Consider the following 17980-nt stretch of genomic DNA (forward strand, 5'->3'; position numbering starts at 1 on the left):
CTCAAGAGTAGAGCGAAAATCAACCTCACTTCGCTTGAAATTAGGAGTATTGACATTAGTCAAATTATTAGTTAACACCGTATGCCTCAGGGCACTACCAGTCATTGCTTTTTCCAATAAATTTATTAACTCCGTAGTTTTCATAAATATTCACGTCCCGAGCACAAATATGTTTTTTCGACACTTAAATATACTTTCTAGCTATTTCACCAAAATCCTTTTTTAAAAATATTTTTTTTCCAATTATATACCTTTTCTCAAAAAAAAATACTTAGTTTTTCACATAAAAAAACGGGTGTTTTCACACCCGTTAATTTACTAAGGTAATCTAACCTTAGCCAATTCTTCTAGTAAATTTTCATTAAGAATCCTAATATAGGTTCCTTTCATTCCCAATGATTTAGACTCAATTACACCAGCACTTTCAAATTTACGCAGAGCATTTACAATCACAGAGCGAGTAATACCAACTCGATCGGCAATTTTGCTAGCTACTAAAAGCCCTTCTTTACCATCTAGTTCTGCAAAAATGTGTTCAATGGCTTCTAATTCAGAATAAGAAAGAGTTTCAATGGCAATTTGCACTGCAGCTTTTCTTCTAGCTTCCTCTTCAATGCGTTCTGCTTTTGAACGTAAAATTTCCATACCAATAACTGTAGCCCCATACTCACCCAAAATTAAATCCTGATGATTAAATTCATTTTCATATTTAATTAATAATAATGTACCTTGTCGTTCCCCACCACCCATAATTGGAATAACTGTGGTAACTTTGTGTTCAAAATCGCAATCATATTCATCACTAAATACACAGTCACCCATTTCTTTTTCCAAATTAGCATAAGTTTGGGTTATTCTCATCAACATTTCATTATAGGCTTCTGGGAATCTACCAGCATTAAATACTAGATCTTCTACAGCTGCACAATTAAAACCATCCATAAAAGCATAACCTAAAATTTTACCACGTCTACCGACAATAAAAATATTACAATCAACTAAATCACTTAATACTTTAGCCATCTCCGTAAATTCTACCGGGTTACCGGCGGTCTTTTGCAAGAGCTTATTAACTGTACGTGTTTTTTCCAAAAGCATTTCCATTTATTTTTCCCCCTCATTATAATTTACAAACTACAACGGACCAATTACTTGTTTGTACATAGTCATCATCAATATCATTTTTTTGTGCTCTTTAAGGTGCAATAAATAGTATTCCCTAATTAGATGCAACCAATAAGCACCAACATTTTTATTTGACTATTTACAGTATACGCAATTTCTATGATCTCTGCAATAACATTTTCAGTAAATTCTAGCAATACCCCCTTGTAATTATATTTCCACTGCTTATAAAAATGCAAAAAGGCACTTTTTTTTGTCGGCCCGTTATTATAATTTTAAATGTTGTTTACACACCTCCCCTAGAAATATCCGAGCCGCTTGCATGATTATCATTTAGTTTATCCTCAATTTCAGATATATTATTTCTTTTGGCTCTTGGATGAGCCGCGTAATAAACCTTACGCAATTTTCCTCTAGAAACATGAGTATAGATTTGTGTAGAAGAAATTTTTTTATGACCCAAAAGTTCTTGAACAACACGTAAATCGGCACCATGATCCAAAAGATGAGTAGCAAAACTATGCCGAAAACCGTGTGGTGAAAGAATTTCTTTTACCCCAGCTAGACGGCAATATTTTTTTACCAAAGTCCTTACCGAGCGATCAGAAAGGCGTCCTCCTCTTTGATTGACAAATAAAGCCTTTTCATGTGGACGAGACCAAAGTGGACGAGCAATTGTTAAGTATTTATTAATTGCCTTGATCGTCTGCTTCCCAACAGGAACAATCCTTTCACGATTACCTTTACCCCAAACCTGTAAAAAACCGTAGGATAAATCTAAACTATCAATGTCTAAACTTACTAATTCACTAACACGTATACCTGAACCATATAATAATTCCAAAATTGCCTTATCTCTAAGACCTGCTTTACCGGGAAAAGGTTGGTTTAACACCTTTTCCATATCTGCTTCATCTAAATAATCGGGTAATTTACGAGTTATTTTAGGACTGGAAACTAAAGCTAAAGGATTTTGTTTAATGATTCCCTTTTTTAACAAATAACGAAAAAAACTTTTTAAAGCCGCTAAACGCCGGGCGATCGTATTTTGACTAAGTTTTTTATCATTTAAATAAACTAGGTACTTTCTGACAAGCTGATGAGTAATTGTTTTAATTTCTAAAGATAGTATATCATATTTCAATTCATTTTCTAAATAATTAAAGAAATCATTCCAATCATTATTATACGCCTTTATTGTTGCTTGTGCCATATTTTTTTCACTTTCCAAATAACTAAAAAAATTATCTACCGAAGAAATTAGCTGCATGCTTTCACTTCCCTTATTTAATCAGCTACATTTTCCGTAAAATCACATTTTTGATTATAACAAACATAACGTGAACCTTGTCGGGCACTTTTTTTCAACAACAAAATTTGTCCACAATCCGGACATTTTTTATTCACTGGTTCATCCCAAGAAACAAAATCACATTGAGGATAATTACTACAACCATAAAAACGTCTGCCTTTTTTAGAACGGCGCACTACGATTTGTCCATCAGAACACAATGGACAAGCAACCCCAATATTTACTAATAGAGATTTTGTATTCCGACATTCCGGAAAACCCGGACAAGCTAAAAACTTACCATAACGACCTTGTTTAATTACTAAATTACGTCCACATTTTTCGCAAACTTCATCTGATACTTCATCTTCAACTTTAATTTGTTCAATTTTTTGATCAGCTATCTTTAAATCTGCCGCAAAATCAGCAAAGAAATCTTCTATTACCTTTTTCCATTCCGCACTACCTTCTTCAATAGCATCTAATTGATTTTCTAGATTAGCAGTAAATTCCAAATCAACAATATCCGTAAAGTATTCTTTTAATAAATCAACAACCAAAACACCTAATTCCGTAGGCACAAAACGTCTTTTCTCCTTGTGTACATATCCCCGGGAAACAATAGTAGCCAAAATGGGGGCATAAGTACTCGGTCTGCCTATACCTTTTTCCTCTAAAGTTTTAATTAATGTAGCTTCTGTATACCGCGGTGGTGGTTGAGTAAAATGCTGTTTAGGATTCAATTTTTTAAGGGCTAATTCTTCTTTAACTACTAATGCCGGAAAAGTTTTTTCATCATTTTTTTCAAGTTCATCTTTACCCTCAACATATATTTTCCGATAACCAGGAAAAACAAGCTTAGAACTAATTGCCCTAAATAAATACTGTTTTACTTTAAAATCAATCGAAGTAATTTCAATTAAAGCAGGATTTAATTGGGAAGCCAAAAAACGCTCCCAAATTAATTTATAAAGCAAATATTGATCTTTACTTAAATGGGCCTTAATTTTATTAGGTTCCCGCTTAATAGATGTAGGCCTGATAGCCTCATGAGCATCTTGTGCACGGTTTTTACGTACATAAATACGCGGCTTTTTAGGTAAATATTCCTTACCCAAATTCTTTAAAATATAATCCCTAGTTTCCGCCAAAGCCTGAGCACTAATCCTTGTGGAATCTGTACGCATATAAGTAATTAATCCCAAAAAACCATCTTTTTTGCCTAAATCAATTCCTTCATAAAGTTGTTGGGCAATAACCATTGTTTTACGAGCTGTAAAATTTAATTTACGATAAGCTTCTTGCTGCAGAGTACTTGTCATAAAAGGTGGCAGAGGATTCTTTTTTTGCACCCTTTGATTTACCTTTTCTACCAGAAAAGGCTGTTTACCTATCTCCTTGATAATTTTTTTTACTTGCTCCTCATTTTTTAATTCAGCCTTTTTATTACCAATCTTATGCAGTTTAGCCTCTAAAATGTACTCACCCTTTTTTAATTCCGCGGTTAATGACCAATATTCCTCAGGTTGAAAATTCTTGATTTCAGTTTCCCGATCACAAATTAAACGCACCACAACCGATTGTACCCGCCCAGCACTTAGACCTCGTTTGATTTTCCGCCACAAAAGTGGACTTAATTTATAGCCGACAATGCGGTCTAACACTCTTCTAGCTTGCTGAGCATTTACACGATACAAGTCTATTTGTCTGGGATTTTTTAAAGCTTCCCCCACCTTTTCCTTAGTTATTTCGTTAAATTCGATACGACAGTTTTGTTCACAGGGAATTTTTAATGCTGTTTGAATATGCCAGGCAATAGCCTCCCCTTCCCGATCTGGGTCAGTAGCTAATAAAACTTGACTACTTTTTTTAGCTAAATCACGTAATTCTTGTAATACTTTCCCTTTACCGCGAATAGTTATATATTTTACCTGTAAATCATTTTCCAAATCAATACCAAATTGACTTTTCGGTAAATCACGAACATGCCCCAGAGAAGCCTTAACCACATACTTTTTACCCAAATATTTGCTAATGGTTCTCGCCTTAGCCGGAGATTCCACAACTACTAATGTTTTTCCCACCGCAGATCACCTCATTAAATTTATTCTCAAATTCTCACATAATATTCCCCGGGGAGTTGTTTTATTAACCCCTTTTTTTCTAATTGATGCAAAGACCGCAAGACTCCTTCCCGTTTTTGTTGATAATTTTTTAAAATAAATTTTAAATCTACTGGTTCCCAAGCCACCAAATTATAAACTATTTTATCAGCTTCCCTTATTTTTTTAGCTTTTTCTTGCTGCTGATGATAAAAAATATTTTGATATTCATAACCTAATTCGGCCAAAACGTCTTGAGCATGAAGAACCAATTTAGCCCCCTGCTGAATTAATCTTAAAGGTCCTATACTATTTGGACTAGTAACCGGTCCGGGCAAAGCAAAAACATCTTTACCCTGTTCCAAAGCAAAATCACAAGTAATCAAGGAACCACTACGTGCACGTGCCTCGATCACTAAAACTCCCAAACTCAAACCACTAATAATACGATTTCGAGCCGGAAAATGATAACTAAGTGGTTCGGTACCAGGAGGATATTCACTAATCAACAAACCCGCCCTGCTTATTTCTTCCAAAAGACGTTTGTTTTCTGGTGGATAAGGGCAATCCAAACCAGAACCCAAAACAGCAATGGTAGCCCCCTTTTTTTCCAGAGTACCCTGATGTGCAGCAGTATCAATGCCCCGTGCCAAACCACTAATTATAACTAAACCCTCTTTACATAATTCCCCAGCCATTAACCTAGCCTGTGTAAGTCCATAGGTTGTAGGACGACGCGAACCAACAATTGCCACACCCTTTCTTTTTAATAAAGAAAGTTGTCCACAATAATAAAGAATACAGGGAACATCAGAAATTTGCAACAAAGCAGCCGGAAAATTTTCTGATAAGCGAGATATTGCACTAATGCCTTGTCGATAATATGCCTCCACTAAGTCTTGAGGCTCAATGGTTTTCCTTTCTTCTAAAAAAAAAGTAAACTTTTCTTTTGGTAAAAAATCCAAGCCAGTATAATTTTGCCAGGCAGCCCGAAAAGAACCAAACTTTTCTTGGATTTTCATAAAATATTTATTTAATGATGTTTTAAAAATTTTATGGAAAGCCAGCATATATTTTAAATCCTGCTGCACAACAAGCCCCCCTTTTCATTAAAAAAAGGATAGAAATCACTATCCCTTTAAACAAATTCTTTCATTTCACCGGGATTTAAAATTAATCCCTTTAAACCTCTGTCTATTAAACCTTGTAGAAAAACTTGTGGATCCTGCTTAATTAAAGGAAACGTATTATAATGCATGGGTATAGTAATTTCCGCCTGTAACCATTCTGCAGCCGTCAAGGCTTCCTCAGGGCCCATAACAAAATTATCCCCAATAGGTAACAAAGCACATGTTAATTGATGTTTGGCCCCAATTAATTGCAGATCACTGAAAAGAGCTGTATCCCCGGCATGATAAATCACGGCCCCCTCCATTTGAATAACAAATCCACAAGCAACCCCTGCATAAATAATTTCTTGAGAAGTAATAATAGCCGAACTATGAATTGCCGGTGTGACAAACAGTTTCCCAAAAGAAAATTGTCTTGACCCACCAGGATTCATAGGAGCAACCTCAATTCCTTGTTGGGCACAGTAATGGGCCAATTCATTAGGGGCAATAATTGTTGCACCTGTTCTTTTGGCAATTTCCAAAGCATCCCCAAAATGATCATCATGCCCATGAGTAACTAAAATATAAGTAGGTTTAACTTCCTCAGGCTGAACATCAGCCAAAGGATTATCCCTTAGAAAGGGATCAATTAAAAGGTTCTCTTTAGCACCGACTAAACTAAAACAAGCATGTCCATGAAAAATTAATTTTAGCATCAGTCATCACCCCAATTCTTTATGCACCATTATAATCTTAAATTATTAGTCAGTCAAATGCATTTACCTTTTTTTAGCAATTAGAAAAGGCAGCCGCCGTGCGACTGCCTTCAAGTAATTACTTAGTACTGATTCCCGCTTGCTGACCTATTTCACTTAAACTAGCTGGGGCTTGACCAAATTGTTCACGTGAAGCTTGATAGGTATCAGGCCTCATGGTAGCTACACTAGAAAGCGAACCACCTGACATCATACCCATTCCAGACGGACTTTGAGCACCAGTAAATTGCTTAGCACCCTGGTAAGAACCCGATGACATAGTGGACGGACTAAAGACTCCACCTGAACCGAACATAGGTGTCTGTGTCTGACTAGGTGAATAGTTTTGCTGGTACAGTGAACCTGAAATGCTTTGTAAATTATTTAAGCTTTCCTGACATATTTGCTGTACCCTTTGCAATTGTTGAGCTACATGTGATTCACCCTGTGCAATTTGCATTAATTTTTGATGCGTATTTTCTTCGGATTGCCTCAATTGACCGAGAAGCTGATTCACATGACTCATTTTCTGTTGTACTTGTTGAATTTGATTATGAACCATAAATAAACCTCCTTAAGTTATCTTCAGGAATAGCTTATACGGCTAAAGGGAGCCCTATACATGGTTTTTTATGGTAATAATCTATTCATAGAACAAATTCTTTTTAATAAATAAACGTAAGACACCAATAATTAAAAAACCAATTATGGTTAAACCAAGCCAAGTATAAAGATTAAAATCCGGAAAAAAATAGGAACTTTTTTGATAACGAATGAGCACAAGATAAAGAACCAATCCCCAGGTTAACAAATCCAAAAGTCTAATTTTCATGGAAAAAGCATTTAAAATGGAATCATACCATTTCCATAAACGCACAGATATTGATAAACCTAGAAATAAAAATAACCACGTCATGAAATCACCCCAATTGACAGATTACCCTTTTTCCTTTATAATAAAGTCGCAGTAGCGGGGGTATAGCTCAATTGGTAGAGTAGCGGACTCCAAATCCGTTGGTTGAGGGTTCAAGTCCTTCTGCCCCCGCCAAATATGATAAATAACCCTATGCTATTTTTAGCATAGGGCTTTTTTTATACTTCGCTCTCCTGCCGGGCTTGATCAATAATTTCCTGAGCAATTTGAGCCGGAACATCTTCATATTGGGCAAATTCCATTCTAAAACTACCCCGCCCCTGAGTAATTGATTTTAAATCAATAGCATAGCGATACATTTCGGCAAGTGGTACCTGGGCTTTTATCACTTGATTTTTTTTGCCAGCCTCCATACCTAATACACGCCCTCTTTTACTATTTAAATCACTAATAATATCACCCATAAATTGTTCGGGAACTGCAATTTCCACATTCATAATTGGTTCTAATAAAATGGGCTTAGCTTGTTCCACACCCTTTTTAAAACAAACCCGTGCCGCAATTTTAAAAGAAAGTTCCGAGGAATCAACTTCATGATAAGAACCATCAAAAAGAGTAACCTTAAGATTAGTCATGGGATAACCAGCAACAACCCCTTCCTCCATGGCCTCCACGACTCCTTTTTCCACAGCGGGATGATAATTTTTGGGTACCGCCCCCCCAAAAATAGTTTCGGCAAATTCAAATTCCGCTTCAGCTAAAGGTTCAAAACGGAGTTTAACATGACCATATTGTCCATGACCACCGGATTGTTTACGATGGCGATATTCATATTCAGCAGTACCACGAATAGTTTCACGATAAGGTACCCGTGGGGTACGTGTAAGTGCTTCTACACCAAATTTATCCCGTAATCTTTCCAAAACGATATCAATTTGCATTTCCCCAATACCGGTTAAAATAGTTTCTTTAGTTTCCGCATTTTTTTCCAAACGTAAAGTAGGATCCTCCTCTACTAATCTTGCTAAAGCTACACCGACTTTTTCCTCATCATTACGAGTTTTAGCCTGCACCGCAACAGCAAAATTAGGTTCTGGAAAATCAACACCCTCTAAAAGTGAAGTTTTATCTTTAATACCCAAAGTATCTCCAGTAATGGTTTCCGTTAATTTAGCAATACAGACAATATCCCCTTGATGGGCCTCTTTAACCGTGTTTTGTTTCTTGCCGCGGGGAATTAATAAAGAACCATATCTTTCCTCTTTATGTCGATTTAAATTATAGATACTAGTATCAGCCTTTAAAACACCTTGAACTACACGTATAAAACTTAATTTACCTACATAAGGGTCAGCCATAGTTTTAAAAACAATAGCAGCCAAAGAATCCGCCTGTTCAGTTTCTTGGACTTTCTCTCCTTCTAATGGTGAAGGCAATAATTCTATCATAGCATCTAAAAGTGGCTGAATACCAATATTTTTTAAAGCAGATCCGCAGAATACGGGAACAATTTTAGCCTGAACAACACCTTGACGTAAACCTCTGAATATTTCTTCATCACTTAAAGGTTCACCTTCCAAATATTTTAAAAGTAATTCATCATCACCTTCAGCAGCTGCTTCAATTAAGGTTTCCCGATAATTCTCCAAATCTTCATTTAAATCAGTAGGTATAGCAATTTCTTTAACCTGAGTACCAGTAAATTCATAAGCCTTTTGACAAAGCAAATCTACTACACCAGAAAAATTTTCTTCGGCACCAATAGGCAGCATTAAAGGAATAACATGTATACCAAAATGCTCAGTTAAATCATCTAAAACACGAAAATAATTGGCATTTTCCCGATCTAATTTATTTACAAAAATAAGGCGAGGTATTTTAGCCTCTTCGGCTGTTTCCCAATGAGCTTCAGTTTGTACTTCTACACCCGCAATACCATCTACCACTAAAACCACACTGTCTACAGCCCGCAGGGCACTTTTTACCTCACCGATAAAATCAGCATAACCGGGGGTATCCAGAATATTTAGTTTATAATCTTTCCATTCTACAGGGGCAAAAGCAGTACTAACGGTTACTTTTTTCTTGATTTCCTCCGGCAAATAATCTGTTACAGTTGAGCCTTCGTCCACTTTTCCCAAACGAGTGGTATGTCCGGCATTAAAAAGAAGTGCTTCAGTAAGTGAAGTTTTTCCCGCACCTCCATGAGCTAAAATACCAATGTTTCTTAATTTTTCACTAGTATAGACCTGCAATACAAGCCCCTCCTTTAATAGATATTATAAATTTACTTTCTAAGTGTAAATTCTTAAGAGCAAACTTGTTGAATACTGATTATAGAATGCCATATTGCGACATAAGTGTCAAATTATTTTACAAATTGAACATCTAAAAAAACGACTTTTCCCCAGCTTTTAAAATAACTAGGATATTTCTGCTCAAAATACATAACTATTTCTAAACAAGGCCTTTACACTTGGAGCGAAAAAAATGAATAAACAATCCTTTTTAAAAGGGGCCTTACTTCTGGTATTGGCAAATGTTTTTGTAAAATTTGGTGGGTTCCTTTATCAAATTTTAATTATCCGCCTAATCAGTCCCGAAGGTATCGGTATTTTTAATTTAATTTTTCCATTATATATAAGCGTTCTAGTCTTTACTACAGCCGGGCTGCCGCCAGCTGTTTCCAAATTTGTAGCCGCAGAAATAGCTGCCGGAAACAAAAATGAAGCTGTAAAAATCTTTAGAACCGCCTTTAGCATACTTTTTTTTGCAGCCCTTTTAATCACCTTACTGGTAATTTTCTTTGCTTATCCTTTGACAAAATTTTTATACACCGACCCACGAGTACTGCCAGCCTTTCTATTTCTTTTACCTACCCTTCCAGTTGTAAGCATCGCCGCTATAATCAAAGGTTTCTTTCAAGGTTTGCAAAATATGCGGCCCACTGCCTTTAGTCAATTATTAGAACAATTTATCCGTATTAGTAGTGGCCTTTGCTTGCTTTATTTTTTACGTCCCCACGGACTGACTTGGACAGCTGTAGGACTTTCAGTGGCCGTATTTTTAAGCGAAGTAGGAGGTTTAATTTATTTAATAACAATTTATAAATCCCGTATTTCCACACGGGTTTTTGAAAAACCAACTAAAGCGATGGTTAAACGCCTTTTTTCTTTTGGAATTCCAATTACAATTACACGCCTAATTGCTAGTTTGGTTAATGCTTGGGAAACAAGTTTGATTCCTAAACAATTAAAAAAAGCGGGCCATACCCTTTCTGCGGCAACATCCTTTTATGGAGAATTATCAGGAGTGGCTTTTACCTTACTGGGTATTCCCTCTACTTTAACTTTTTCCTTGGCAACTACACTTATACCCGCCATTTCGGAAGCAGAAAGTAAACATGAAAAACAACTTTTAAGACAGCGTGCCTCTGAGGCCATCGGAATTACTATTATTGCCGGTCTACCCTGTGGACTCATTCTGTTTTATTGGGGACCTTTAATTACCGAAACCTTATTTAATGTTACCCAAGCCGGAAAATTATTAAAGATACTGGCACTAGGTAGTATCTTTTTATATTTACAACAAACCACCAATGGAATTTTGCAAGGACTAGGTTTAGTAAATATAATTATTTTAACGACTTTAATCAGTGGAACTCTAAAATTAGGCGGAATATATTTGGGAGGGGCTCATCCCCTTAAAGGGCCAAGCTGCATTGCTTTTAGCTATGTAATCAGCTATTGCCTAACAGCTGCCCTCAATTTAGGAATAATTAATTACAAAATAAACTTAAAATTACAAAGAGGGTTTTTCCCTCGTTTGCTCACGGCTGGACTAATCTTACGCCTAGGCTTAATTCACTGTTATTTTTTAGCTAAGCAAAGTCTTCTTTATTTAGTTTTCTTAACTCCTACATTTGTTTTTCTTTTTCTTTTACTACTTTTTTTAACAGGTGATAATTATAGTCAACTTTTATTTCAACATTTATTCCGGCAGATTAAAGGGAATCTAGGCAGTTAACAATTTTCCAAGCCCCAATCCCTGATTTCTGTATATAATTGATAATTAGTTAAATCATAATGAAGTGGTGTTAGGGAAACATAATTTTTTTCTACCGCAAAAATATCATAAATTAAATCATCTTTACGAAAAGGCAAAATATCACCAACAGCCCAATAATAGGGATTACCGCGAGGATCAAAACGTTTCTCAAAACGATCATTATAATCTCTTTTGCCCAGAACAGTAACCTGAATCCCTTTAATTTCTTCTCGGGAAACAGCAGGCACATTAATATTTAATACCGACCTTTTCGGTATAGTTAACCTATTTTCTTTTAAATAACCTATTAACTTAAAGGCAATTTCGGCCGCTACACTATAATCATCATGATTCCAAGCAGCTAAGGAGACCGCTATAGCCGGAATACCAAAAATGGCACCTTCCATTGCGGCTGACACTGTACCTGAATAAAGTACGTCTGTGCCAAGATTAGGACCATTATTAATCCCGGAAACTACCAAATCACATCCCTCAGTGAGTATTTCAGTTAATCCCAATTTTACACAATCCGCGGGAGTACCCTTTACTCCCCAAGCCTGACCAATTCCAGCTAGATTTATAGTTTCCACACAAATGGGTTCCCTAATAGTTATCCCATGTCCAATGGCACTTTTCTCTTCTAAAGGTGCCATTATTTTTACCACCCCGAGTTCAGACATTTTCTTGGCTAAAGCCAATATCCCCGGTGCATGAATTCCATCATCATTAGTAACTAAAATACGCATAAGTTTCACAACCTTAAATTTCATAAATATTAATTTGTAATTCCTTTGTTTCCTTGTTTTTTACCAAACCCAAAATAAAACCCTGGTCTTTGAGAAGCTTATTTAAAAAATCAATAACTTGATACATTTCCGAGTAATACGGAAATTTTTTGGAGGCCAGTAAATTTAAAGTCTCTTTTTTTGCTTGCATGGTTAACCTACCCTTCACGGATTAAAGCCAAGGCCTCAGCTCTAGTAGCCTCACTAGAACGAAATACACCCCGTACCGCAGAAGTAAGTGTTTTAGCACCTGGCTTATTGACACCACGAATCGACATACACAAATGTTCTGCTTCAATCACCACAATAACCCCCAAAGGGGCTAAAACCCTCATAATTGAGTCCGCAATCTGAGAAGTCAAGCGTTCCTGTAATTGGGGTCGGCGTGCATATAGATCCACCACCCGGGCCAATTTGGAAAGCCCAGTTAATTTACCGCGCCGCGGAATATAGGCGACATGGGCTTTACCAAAAAAGGGCAATAAATGATGCTCACAAAAAGAATATAATGGAATATTTTTCACCAAGACCATTTCTTCATGAGTTTCATTGAAACAAACAAAGAGTTCAGGATCGGCAGCTTCTCCCACACCCGAAAATAATTCTTCACACATTTTAGCCACCCTTAAAGGTGTCTTCTTTAAACCTTCTCGATTAATATCTTCACCAATTGCTTCTAAAAATAGTTGTACAGCTCGAACAATTTTTTCCTGATCCATAATTATTTTACTCCCTTATTTAAAAATAACTATCCATTAGTTTAAACCATATGCTTTATTATAGCAATCAACAGCCAATTTTTCTTCACCCATATTTTCATAAAGATGAGCAAAAGCAGCCCAAGCTTTATCCTTCCATTCCGGCATATTTTTTAAAAAAATAATCTTTTCCCAGGCTTCATAATATTTTTGCTGTTTAAACAAACAACAAATTAAATTATAATTCAATTCTGGATGACAGGGGGCTAAAGCCAAACCCCGATAATAATTTTTTTCCGCTGTTTCGTAATCATTAATAGCCTCATAAACCCAAGCCAAATTATTTAATAACTCAGGATCATGTGGAATAATAATTAAAAGTTTTTGTAAAATAGACCTCGCTTTTTGATATTCACCCAAATGGGCATAAGTACAAGCTAAATTAACCAAATTATCACGATTAGTTGGCTCAAGGGCCAATACCTCTTGATAACAAGCCAATCCCTGACGATATTCACCTAGCAAACTATAACAATAACCTAAAAAAGAATAGACTCTAACCTGCTTAAATTTTTTAACCTTTTGGAGGAGCAAAAGAGCCTCCCGATAAGCGGCTTTTTTAATAAACACCAATGCATAATTACAAATAATATTGGGATCTTTAGGTTTGCGTACAGCTGCCTTTTTTAAAAAACTGGCGGCTAAAGTAAGACCACCTAATTTTAAATGGCAAATTCCCAAATTATTATAAATTTCCGCAGAGGTAATATCTAAACCAATTAAACGATAATAATAGGTAATTGCCTGTTCAAAATTACTCAATCTAAATAATAAATTGCCTAAACTTAATAATACTTCAACAGCTGACTCCTCTTTAGTTAAACATTTTAAATAAATATTTTGTGCAAATGTTAAATTATTAATTGCTTCCTCAATTTGGCCAAGCCTAAACAAAAACTGGCACTTTTTTTGTTTCCCCTTTAAACCATGCAAAAATGCTTTTCGGGCTAAAGAGTATTTACCTAACCGAAAATAAAGGTCACCCAATTTACCCCATAACTTTGCGCTTATTTTCTCTCGCTCAGCTAAATTTTGCAGTAATAAAGCAGCCCGTTCATAATTTCCCCAAAGACAATAGAAATAAGCCCAGAAAACAAAAAACCAATAGTGCCCACGTTTTTTTAGTTGTTGAAAAATAAAAAACCACATAAACCCCACCCCTAATTACCATATTTTACCATATAATTAAGTCTTCTCCTTTACTTTCCTTTTTCCTGCTTGTGGAAAAAACTATTCTAAATCAAGGAAAAAAGACATATGGTTAATATAAACAGATACAAAGGGGGTGGAAAAACTGGCTTTAAATATTTCCCCAAGAATAATCTTTAAAGGCCTTTTATTTACTTGTTTTTTAACTCTAATACTTTGTCTTTTCTTTAGTCTTTGCCTACAATATACACCTCTTTCCGAAAGTATGCTGCCTAAAGGTACCAGCTTTATTTTTTTTATCAGCATGTTTCTTGGTGCAACCAAAACCGCCTATACTGCTGGTAATAAAGGAATCGTTTATAGTAGTTCAGTGAGTTTTGCCTACTTACTGTTAATCATTTTAGGCGGAATTATTTGCTTACCGACCCTGTTTACTTTTTCCTTATTTTTAAAAAAAATCTTCTTAACCATTATTTGTGGTATTTTAGGCGGAATTATTGGTATTGGACTAATTCCCTATTAAAAAAAGGAGTAAAAAACTCCTTTTTTAAGTTGGCTCCTTTTTTAATAATCGTAAAATAAATTTTGGTAAAGGTATAAAAAACAAGGCTCTAATATCACGCATACTATTCACCTACTTTCAATTTCCGATTTTCTCCGCTATCCTTATGTTATTAATTGCCAGACAAAAAGTTACTGATTTGCCCTAATTTTACAGTTTGGGAAGTTTAAAATTACTAATCATCAGAATTGAAAGCAGTACCACTAGTAATGGATAAACATAAATAATTAAACACTGTTTAAAAAATATTGAAAAAGCCAAAAAGGAACCAGCAAAAGTAATCGGGATGCCAACAAAATGAGTTTGGCAATTTAAAATATTAAATCGAGCCAAACGAATGGCCCCACATAAAGCAAAAAAAATAGCTAAACAAAATCCCCAGAGGCCATACCTGCATAAAACAGCGGCATAAACTAATAAAGCCGGGGCCACGCCAAAAGATACCAAATCAGCCAATGAGTCTAACTCCTTACCAAAATCAGAAGTAGTTTTAAATCTTCTAGCCAAGCGGCCATCCAAACCATCAAAAACCATCGCCATTAAAATTGTCAAAGATGCCTCCCGGTACTGAGCTTCCATAGTAAAGCACAAAGCAGCAATTCCCAAACTTAAATTAGTCAAAGTAATTAAATTAGGCACAACTTGTTTAAGCATAATTTGCTTCCTCCCTATTAAGAGAACTATTCAACATCAAATCTAGACATGCTTATTTTTTTCGCTAAACCACTGTTCTACAGCTACTTTAATTTCTTGCGTATCCCCTGCTAAATAACGTTTTTGAGGCAGTGAACGCAAAAAAACCCGCCCATAGCGCTTTTTTAGTAGACGATTATCTAAAATAATCACCGTCCCCCAATCATCTTTAGTCCTAATTAAGCGTCCATATCCTTGACGAAATCTCAAGACAGCCCGCGGTAAACTATAATTAAAAAATCCACTTTTCCCCTCCTTTTCCACTGCCTCAACTCGAGCCTCGATTAAAGGATTATTAGGTGGCCAAAAAGGCAATCTTACCATAATTACCGCAGTTAACAAAGAACCTGGCAAATCAATCCCTTCCCAAAAAGTATTAGAACCAAAAATAATAGCTTTTTCATTATTCTTAAGTTCCTCCAAAAGAACATAACGGCGTCCGTCAATGCGGTCAGCATATAGTTCTAGACCTTTTTCTTTTAAGGGTGCTTTTAAAGCATAATACATAGCCTGGAGTTGTCGATGGGCTGTAAACAGCACCAAAGTACGACCAGTGGTAGCCTCCAAAATTTCCTGTAGGGCTTTTTGTAAAGCTATGTTAAATTCTTCTCCATTGGTACGAGCTGGATCAGGAAGACTTTGGTCAATTAAAAGTAAGGATTGCTGTTCATAATTAAAAGGTGAAGTTATTTGCAGTGTATCAACTAATTTAGGTGGTAAACCAATGCGTTCTATTAAAAAATCAAATTTTCCGGCAACACTCAGGGTAGCTGAAGTCAAAACTACACTTTTCAATTTAGAAAACAAAAACTCTTGAAAAAGAACTGCAATATTCAAGGGTGTTATTTGTAATAAAAGATCACTAGGCCTATAGCCAACTTCCAACCAATAGATAGCCTGGTCATCCTTCCGATCAAAAAAACGTTTTCCTAAAGCCAAAAGATTTTTCAGTTCAGCATTATAAATCTTAAGTAATTGCTTTGTTTCCCTAAGCTTTTCCTCTGTTTCTAACAAATCTACTAGTTGGGCTAATAAAACTAAGAGAGCTTCCAATTCAAAAAAAAGCTGCCGATAACAAATTTTTAAATCCCGCCACCATTTTTTCTTTAAAGTAAAATGATCAATTCTTTGAGACCATTTAGTGATTAAAGGTGAGGAAGCTAAAATTTCTTCACCCTTTTTCTGAATTAATTGTGCACCTTTTTTCAAATCTTTAATTAGGGGCTCTGCCTTGGAAAAAAAGCGCTGTGGTAAATGTAAAAAATTCTTTTTTTCCCAATGGGCAACTTTTTTTAAAACTTCTCTTAGAGAAAAGGTCTCTGTAAACTGTTTGGCTCCCTCATCTTCCAAATGATGTGCTTCATCAATAATTAAATAATTATATTTAGGTAACAGTGCTTCTTGAGTTTTAATATCAGAAAAAAGTAAAGAATGATTAACAATAATCAAATCTGCTTGGGAAGCTTTTTTACGAGCTCGTTGATAAAAACATTCCTCTTTAAAAGGACATTTCATCCCCAGGCAATTTTCTTTGCTAGAAGCCAATTGAGAAAACAATTCTCTTTCTTCACCACGGAGAGTAATGGTATCACGATCTCCGGTTTTTTCATTAGCTAACCAATGTTCTAAACGAGCCAAGAAAATTTTTCCCGACCAATTTAAATTGACCGCTCTTTCACGCAGTAAATGCCATTCTCGCAAACAAAAATAATTATTTCTTCCTTTTAAAACTGCAGCCCGAAAATGAAAGGGTAGCTGTTTTTTTAAAAATTTAATTTCACTTTGCCACAACTGTTCCTGTAGTGCAATCGTATGAGTCGCCACCACCACTTTTTCATCCTGTGAAACAGCCCAAGCCAAAGCAGGAACCAAATAAGCCAAAGATTTACCAACACCGGTTCCAGCTTCCACAACTAAAAAACGCTGTTTCTCAAAAGCCCGGGCAACTGCTTTAAGCATTTCTAATTGCTGAGGTCGTTCTTCGTAAAAATTAAATCCCTGAGCAATACTCCCTTGCGGAGAAAATAAGTGCAGTAATTCCTTTAAATCCCAGGGGAAAAAATCGGAAATTTCCTCTGATGAAAATGAAGGTTCTATTTTTAAGGGCTCGGAAAATCCGACTTTTAACTTAGCACGTAAGATTTCCCCCCATAAACTGGTTAAACCTTGAGATTCATCACCTAAAAGCGAATAAATATTTTGCAGAGTAGCTAGTGGTAATTTTTGCAGCTCAGTTAACAAATGAAAAAATAATTTTTCAACAGCCAATGTATCAGCATAAGCTCGGTGAGCCGGTGTAGCTGATAATGAAAAACGTTTAATTAAATAACCTAAACTATAAGATGGCAAATGAGGATAAACGATTTTTGCTAATTGTAAAGTATCAATCCACTGATTAGGCAATTTGCCTAATAGAGCCTCTAAAAAACCAAGATCAAAAGGAGCATTATGGGCCACAATTATTTTTCCCGCCAATATTTCAGGCAATTCCTTTTCTAGCTGCTTACTATCTGGTGCCACAGCCAGCATTGTTTCATCAATACCTGTTAAAAGTGTAATTTTGGAAGGAATCGGCACACCCGGATTAACCAGAGTCTGCCAGGCTTCTCTTTGACCCCCTGGTTTAACTGTCAGTGCAGCCACCTCTAAAATATGATCAACTTGACTATCAAGGCCTGTTGTTTCCAAATCTAAGAATAACCATGTAAAATCCATAATTTCGCCCCT

The 17980-nt window shown here is 35.8% G+C and carries 17 protein-coding genes and 1 tRNA gene; 3 read left to right on the forward strand and 15 right to left on the reverse strand.

Annotation, left to right across the window (positions count from 1 at the left end):
- The 8 genes from GX687_02690 to GX687_02725 form a co-directional block, all read right to left on the reverse strand.
- Positions 1–144: flagellar basal body rod protein FlgB (locus GX687_02690; GenBank protein HHX96358.1), on the reverse strand; the 144-nt coding region annotated here is incomplete at its 3' end.
- A gap of 174 nt (positions 145–318) precedes the next feature.
- Positions 319–1104 (reverse strand): GTP-sensing pleiotropic transcriptional regulator CodY, encoded by a 786-nt coding sequence (gene codY / locus GX687_02695; protein ID HHX96359.1) that lies wholly within the window; start codon positions 1102–1104, stop codon positions 319–321.
- 307 nt (positions 1105–1411) lie between these two features.
- On the reverse strand, positions 1412–2395 hold the full coding sequence (xerC, locus tag GX687_02700; GenBank protein ID HHX96360.1) for a tyrosine recombinase XerC: 984 nt from the start codon (positions 2393–2395) through the stop codon (positions 1412–1414).
- A 17-nt stretch (positions 2396–2412) separates the two neighbouring features.
- Positions 2413–4500: a type I DNA topoisomerase gene (gene topA / locus GX687_02705; GenBank protein HHX96361.1), complete on the reverse strand. Its 2088-nt coding sequence runs from the start codon at positions 4498–4500 to the stop codon at positions 2413–2415.
- 26 nt (positions 4501–4526) lie between these two features.
- Positions 4527–5588 carry a DNA-protecting protein DprA gene (gene dprA, locus GX687_02710; protein HHX96362.1) on the reverse strand — a complete coding sequence of 354 codons (1062 nt, stop codon included), beginning with the start codon at positions 5586–5588 and terminating at the stop codon, positions 4527–4529.
- 68 nt (positions 5589–5656) lie between these two features.
- Positions 5657–6346 carry a metal-dependent hydrolase gene (locus GX687_02715; GenBank protein ID HHX96363.1) on the reverse strand — a complete coding sequence of 230 codons (690 nt, stop codon included), beginning with the start codon at positions 6344–6346 and terminating at the stop codon, positions 5657–5659.
- Between the two features lie 118 nt (positions 6347–6464).
- Positions 6465–6947, reverse strand: a complete 483-nt coding sequence (locus GX687_02720; protein ID HHX96364.1) for a hypothetical protein — start codon at positions 6945–6947, stop codon at positions 6465–6467.
- Positions 6948–7028: 81 nt separating this feature from the next.
- The gene (locus GX687_02725; GenBank protein HHX96365.1) at positions 7029–7301 is read right to left on the reverse strand and encodes a hypothetical protein; all 273 of its coding nucleotides are present in this window, start codon (positions 7299–7301) and stop codon (positions 7029–7031) included.
- A gap of 56 nt (positions 7302–7357) precedes the next feature.
- Between GX687_02725 and GX687_02730 the strand changes: the two genes are divergently transcribed.
- Positions 7358–7433, forward strand: a tRNA-Trp gene (locus tag GX687_02730).
- 44 nt (positions 7434–7477) lie between these two features.
- Here the strand turns inward: GX687_02730 and fusA are convergent.
- On the reverse strand, positions 7478–9514 hold the full coding sequence (gene fusA / locus GX687_02735) for an elongation factor G (GenBank protein HHX96366.1): 2037 nt from the start codon (positions 9512–9514) through the stop codon (positions 7478–7480).
- Positions 9515–9749: 235 nt separating this feature from the next.
- On the opposite strand from fusA, the gene GX687_02740 reads away from it, so the two are divergent.
- Entirely contained in the window at positions 9750–11285 is a 1536-nt protein-coding gene (locus GX687_02740; GenBank protein HHX96367.1) for a polysaccharide biosynthesis protein, read from the forward strand.
- On the opposite strand, the gene surE is transcribed toward GX687_02740, so the two are convergent.
- The 4 genes from surE to GX687_02760 are packed head-to-tail and all read right to left on the reverse strand — an operon-like array spanning position 11282 to position 13998.
- Entirely contained in the window at positions 11282–12052 is a 771-nt protein-coding gene (surE, locus tag GX687_02745; GenBank protein ID HHX96368.1) for a 5'/3'-nucleotidase SurE, read from the reverse strand. The two genes, GX687_02740 and surE, sit on opposite strands and share 4 nt — an antisense overlap.
- 13 nt (positions 12053–12065) lie before the next feature.
- On the reverse strand, positions 12066–12242 hold the full coding sequence (locus tag GX687_02750) for a DUF4264 family protein (GenBank protein ID HHX96369.1): 177 nt from the start codon (positions 12240–12242) through the stop codon (positions 12066–12068).
- Positions 12243–12249: 7 nt separating this feature from the next.
- On the reverse strand, positions 12250–12813 hold the full coding sequence (gene folE, locus GX687_02755) for a GTP cyclohydrolase I FolE (protein HHX96370.1): 564 nt from the start codon (positions 12811–12813) through the stop codon (positions 12250–12252).
- A gap of 33 nt (positions 12814–12846) precedes the next feature.
- Positions 12847–13998, reverse strand: coding sequence for a tetratricopeptide repeat protein (locus GX687_02760; GenBank protein ID HHX96371.1), 1152 nt, complete (start codon positions 13996–13998; stop codon positions 12847–12849).
- 136 nt (positions 13999–14134) lie between these two features.
- Here GX687_02760 and GX687_02765 point away from each other — a divergent pair, with 136 nt between their 5' ends.
- Positions 14135–14521: a TIGR04086 family membrane protein gene (locus tag GX687_02765; protein ID HHX96372.1), complete on the forward strand. Its 387-nt coding sequence runs from the start codon at positions 14135–14137 to the stop codon at positions 14519–14521.
- A gap of 189 nt (positions 14522–14710) precedes the next feature.
- On the opposite strand, the gene pssA is transcribed toward GX687_02765, so the two are convergent.
- Both pssA and GX687_02775 read right to left on the reverse strand, forming a co-directional pair.
- Positions 14711–15214, reverse strand: a complete 504-nt coding sequence (pssA, locus tag GX687_02770) for a CDP-diacylglycerol--serine O-phosphatidyltransferase (GenBank protein ID HHX96373.1) — start codon at positions 15212–15214, stop codon at positions 14711–14713.
- 42 nt (positions 15215–15256) lie between these two features.
- Positions 15257–17968 (reverse strand): DEAD/DEAH box helicase family protein, encoded by a 2712-nt coding sequence (locus GX687_02775; GenBank protein HHX96374.1) that lies wholly within the window; start codon positions 17966–17968, stop codon positions 15257–15259.
- Positions 17969–17980: the final 12 nt, after the last annotated feature.

The sequence above is a fragment of the Clostridia bacterium genome (assembly GCA_012841935.1).
Taxonomy (GTDB): Bacteria; Bacillota; Peptococcia; order DRI-13; family DTU073; genus DUTS01.

Bases quoted from the DNA above. Each gene is read 5' to 3' on its own strand.
- codY (HHX96359.1), bottom strand. From the start codon at position 1,104: ATGGAAATGCTTTTGGAAAAAACACGTACAGTTAATAAGCTCTTGCAA.
- xerC (HHX96360.1), bottom strand. From the start codon at position 2,395: ATGCAGCTAATTTCTTCGGTAGATAATTTTTTTAGTTATTTGGAAAGT.
- dprA (HHX96362.1), bottom strand. From the start codon at position 5,588: ATGCTGGCTTTCCATAAAATTTTTAAAACATCATTAAATAAATATTTT.
- GX687_02715 (HHX96363.1), bottom strand. From the start codon at position 6,346: ATGCTAAAATTAATTTTTCATGGACATGCTTGTTTTAGTTTAGTCGGT.
- GX687_02720 (HHX96364.1), bottom strand. From the start codon at position 6,947: ATGGTTCATAATCAAATTCAACAAGTACAACAGAAAATGAGTCATGTG.
- GX687_02725 (HHX96365.1), bottom strand. From the start codon at position 7,301: ATGACGTGGTTATTTTTATTTCTAGGTTTATCAATATCTGTGCGTTTA.
- GX687_02740 (HHX96367.1), top strand. From the start codon at position 9,750: ATGAATAAACAATCCTTTTTAAAAGGGGCCTTACTTCTGGTATTGGCA.
- surE (HHX96368.1), bottom strand. From the start codon at position 12,052: ATGCGTATTTTAGTTACTAATGATGATGGAATTCATGCACCGGGGATA.
- GX687_02750 (HHX96369.1), bottom strand. From the start codon at position 12,242: ATGCAAGCAAAAAAAGAGACTTTAAATTTACTGGCCTCCAAAAAATTT.
- GX687_02760 (HHX96371.1), bottom strand. From the start codon at position 13,998: ATGTGGTTTTTTATTTTTCAACAACTAAAAAAACGTGGGCACTATTGG.
- pssA (HHX96373.1), bottom strand. From the start codon at position 15,214: ATGCTTAAACAAGTTGTGCCTAATTTAATTACTTTGACTAATTTAAGT.
- GX687_02775 (HHX96374.1), bottom strand. From the start codon at position 17,968: ATGGATTTTACATGGTTATTCTTAGATTTGGAAACAACAGGCCTTGAT.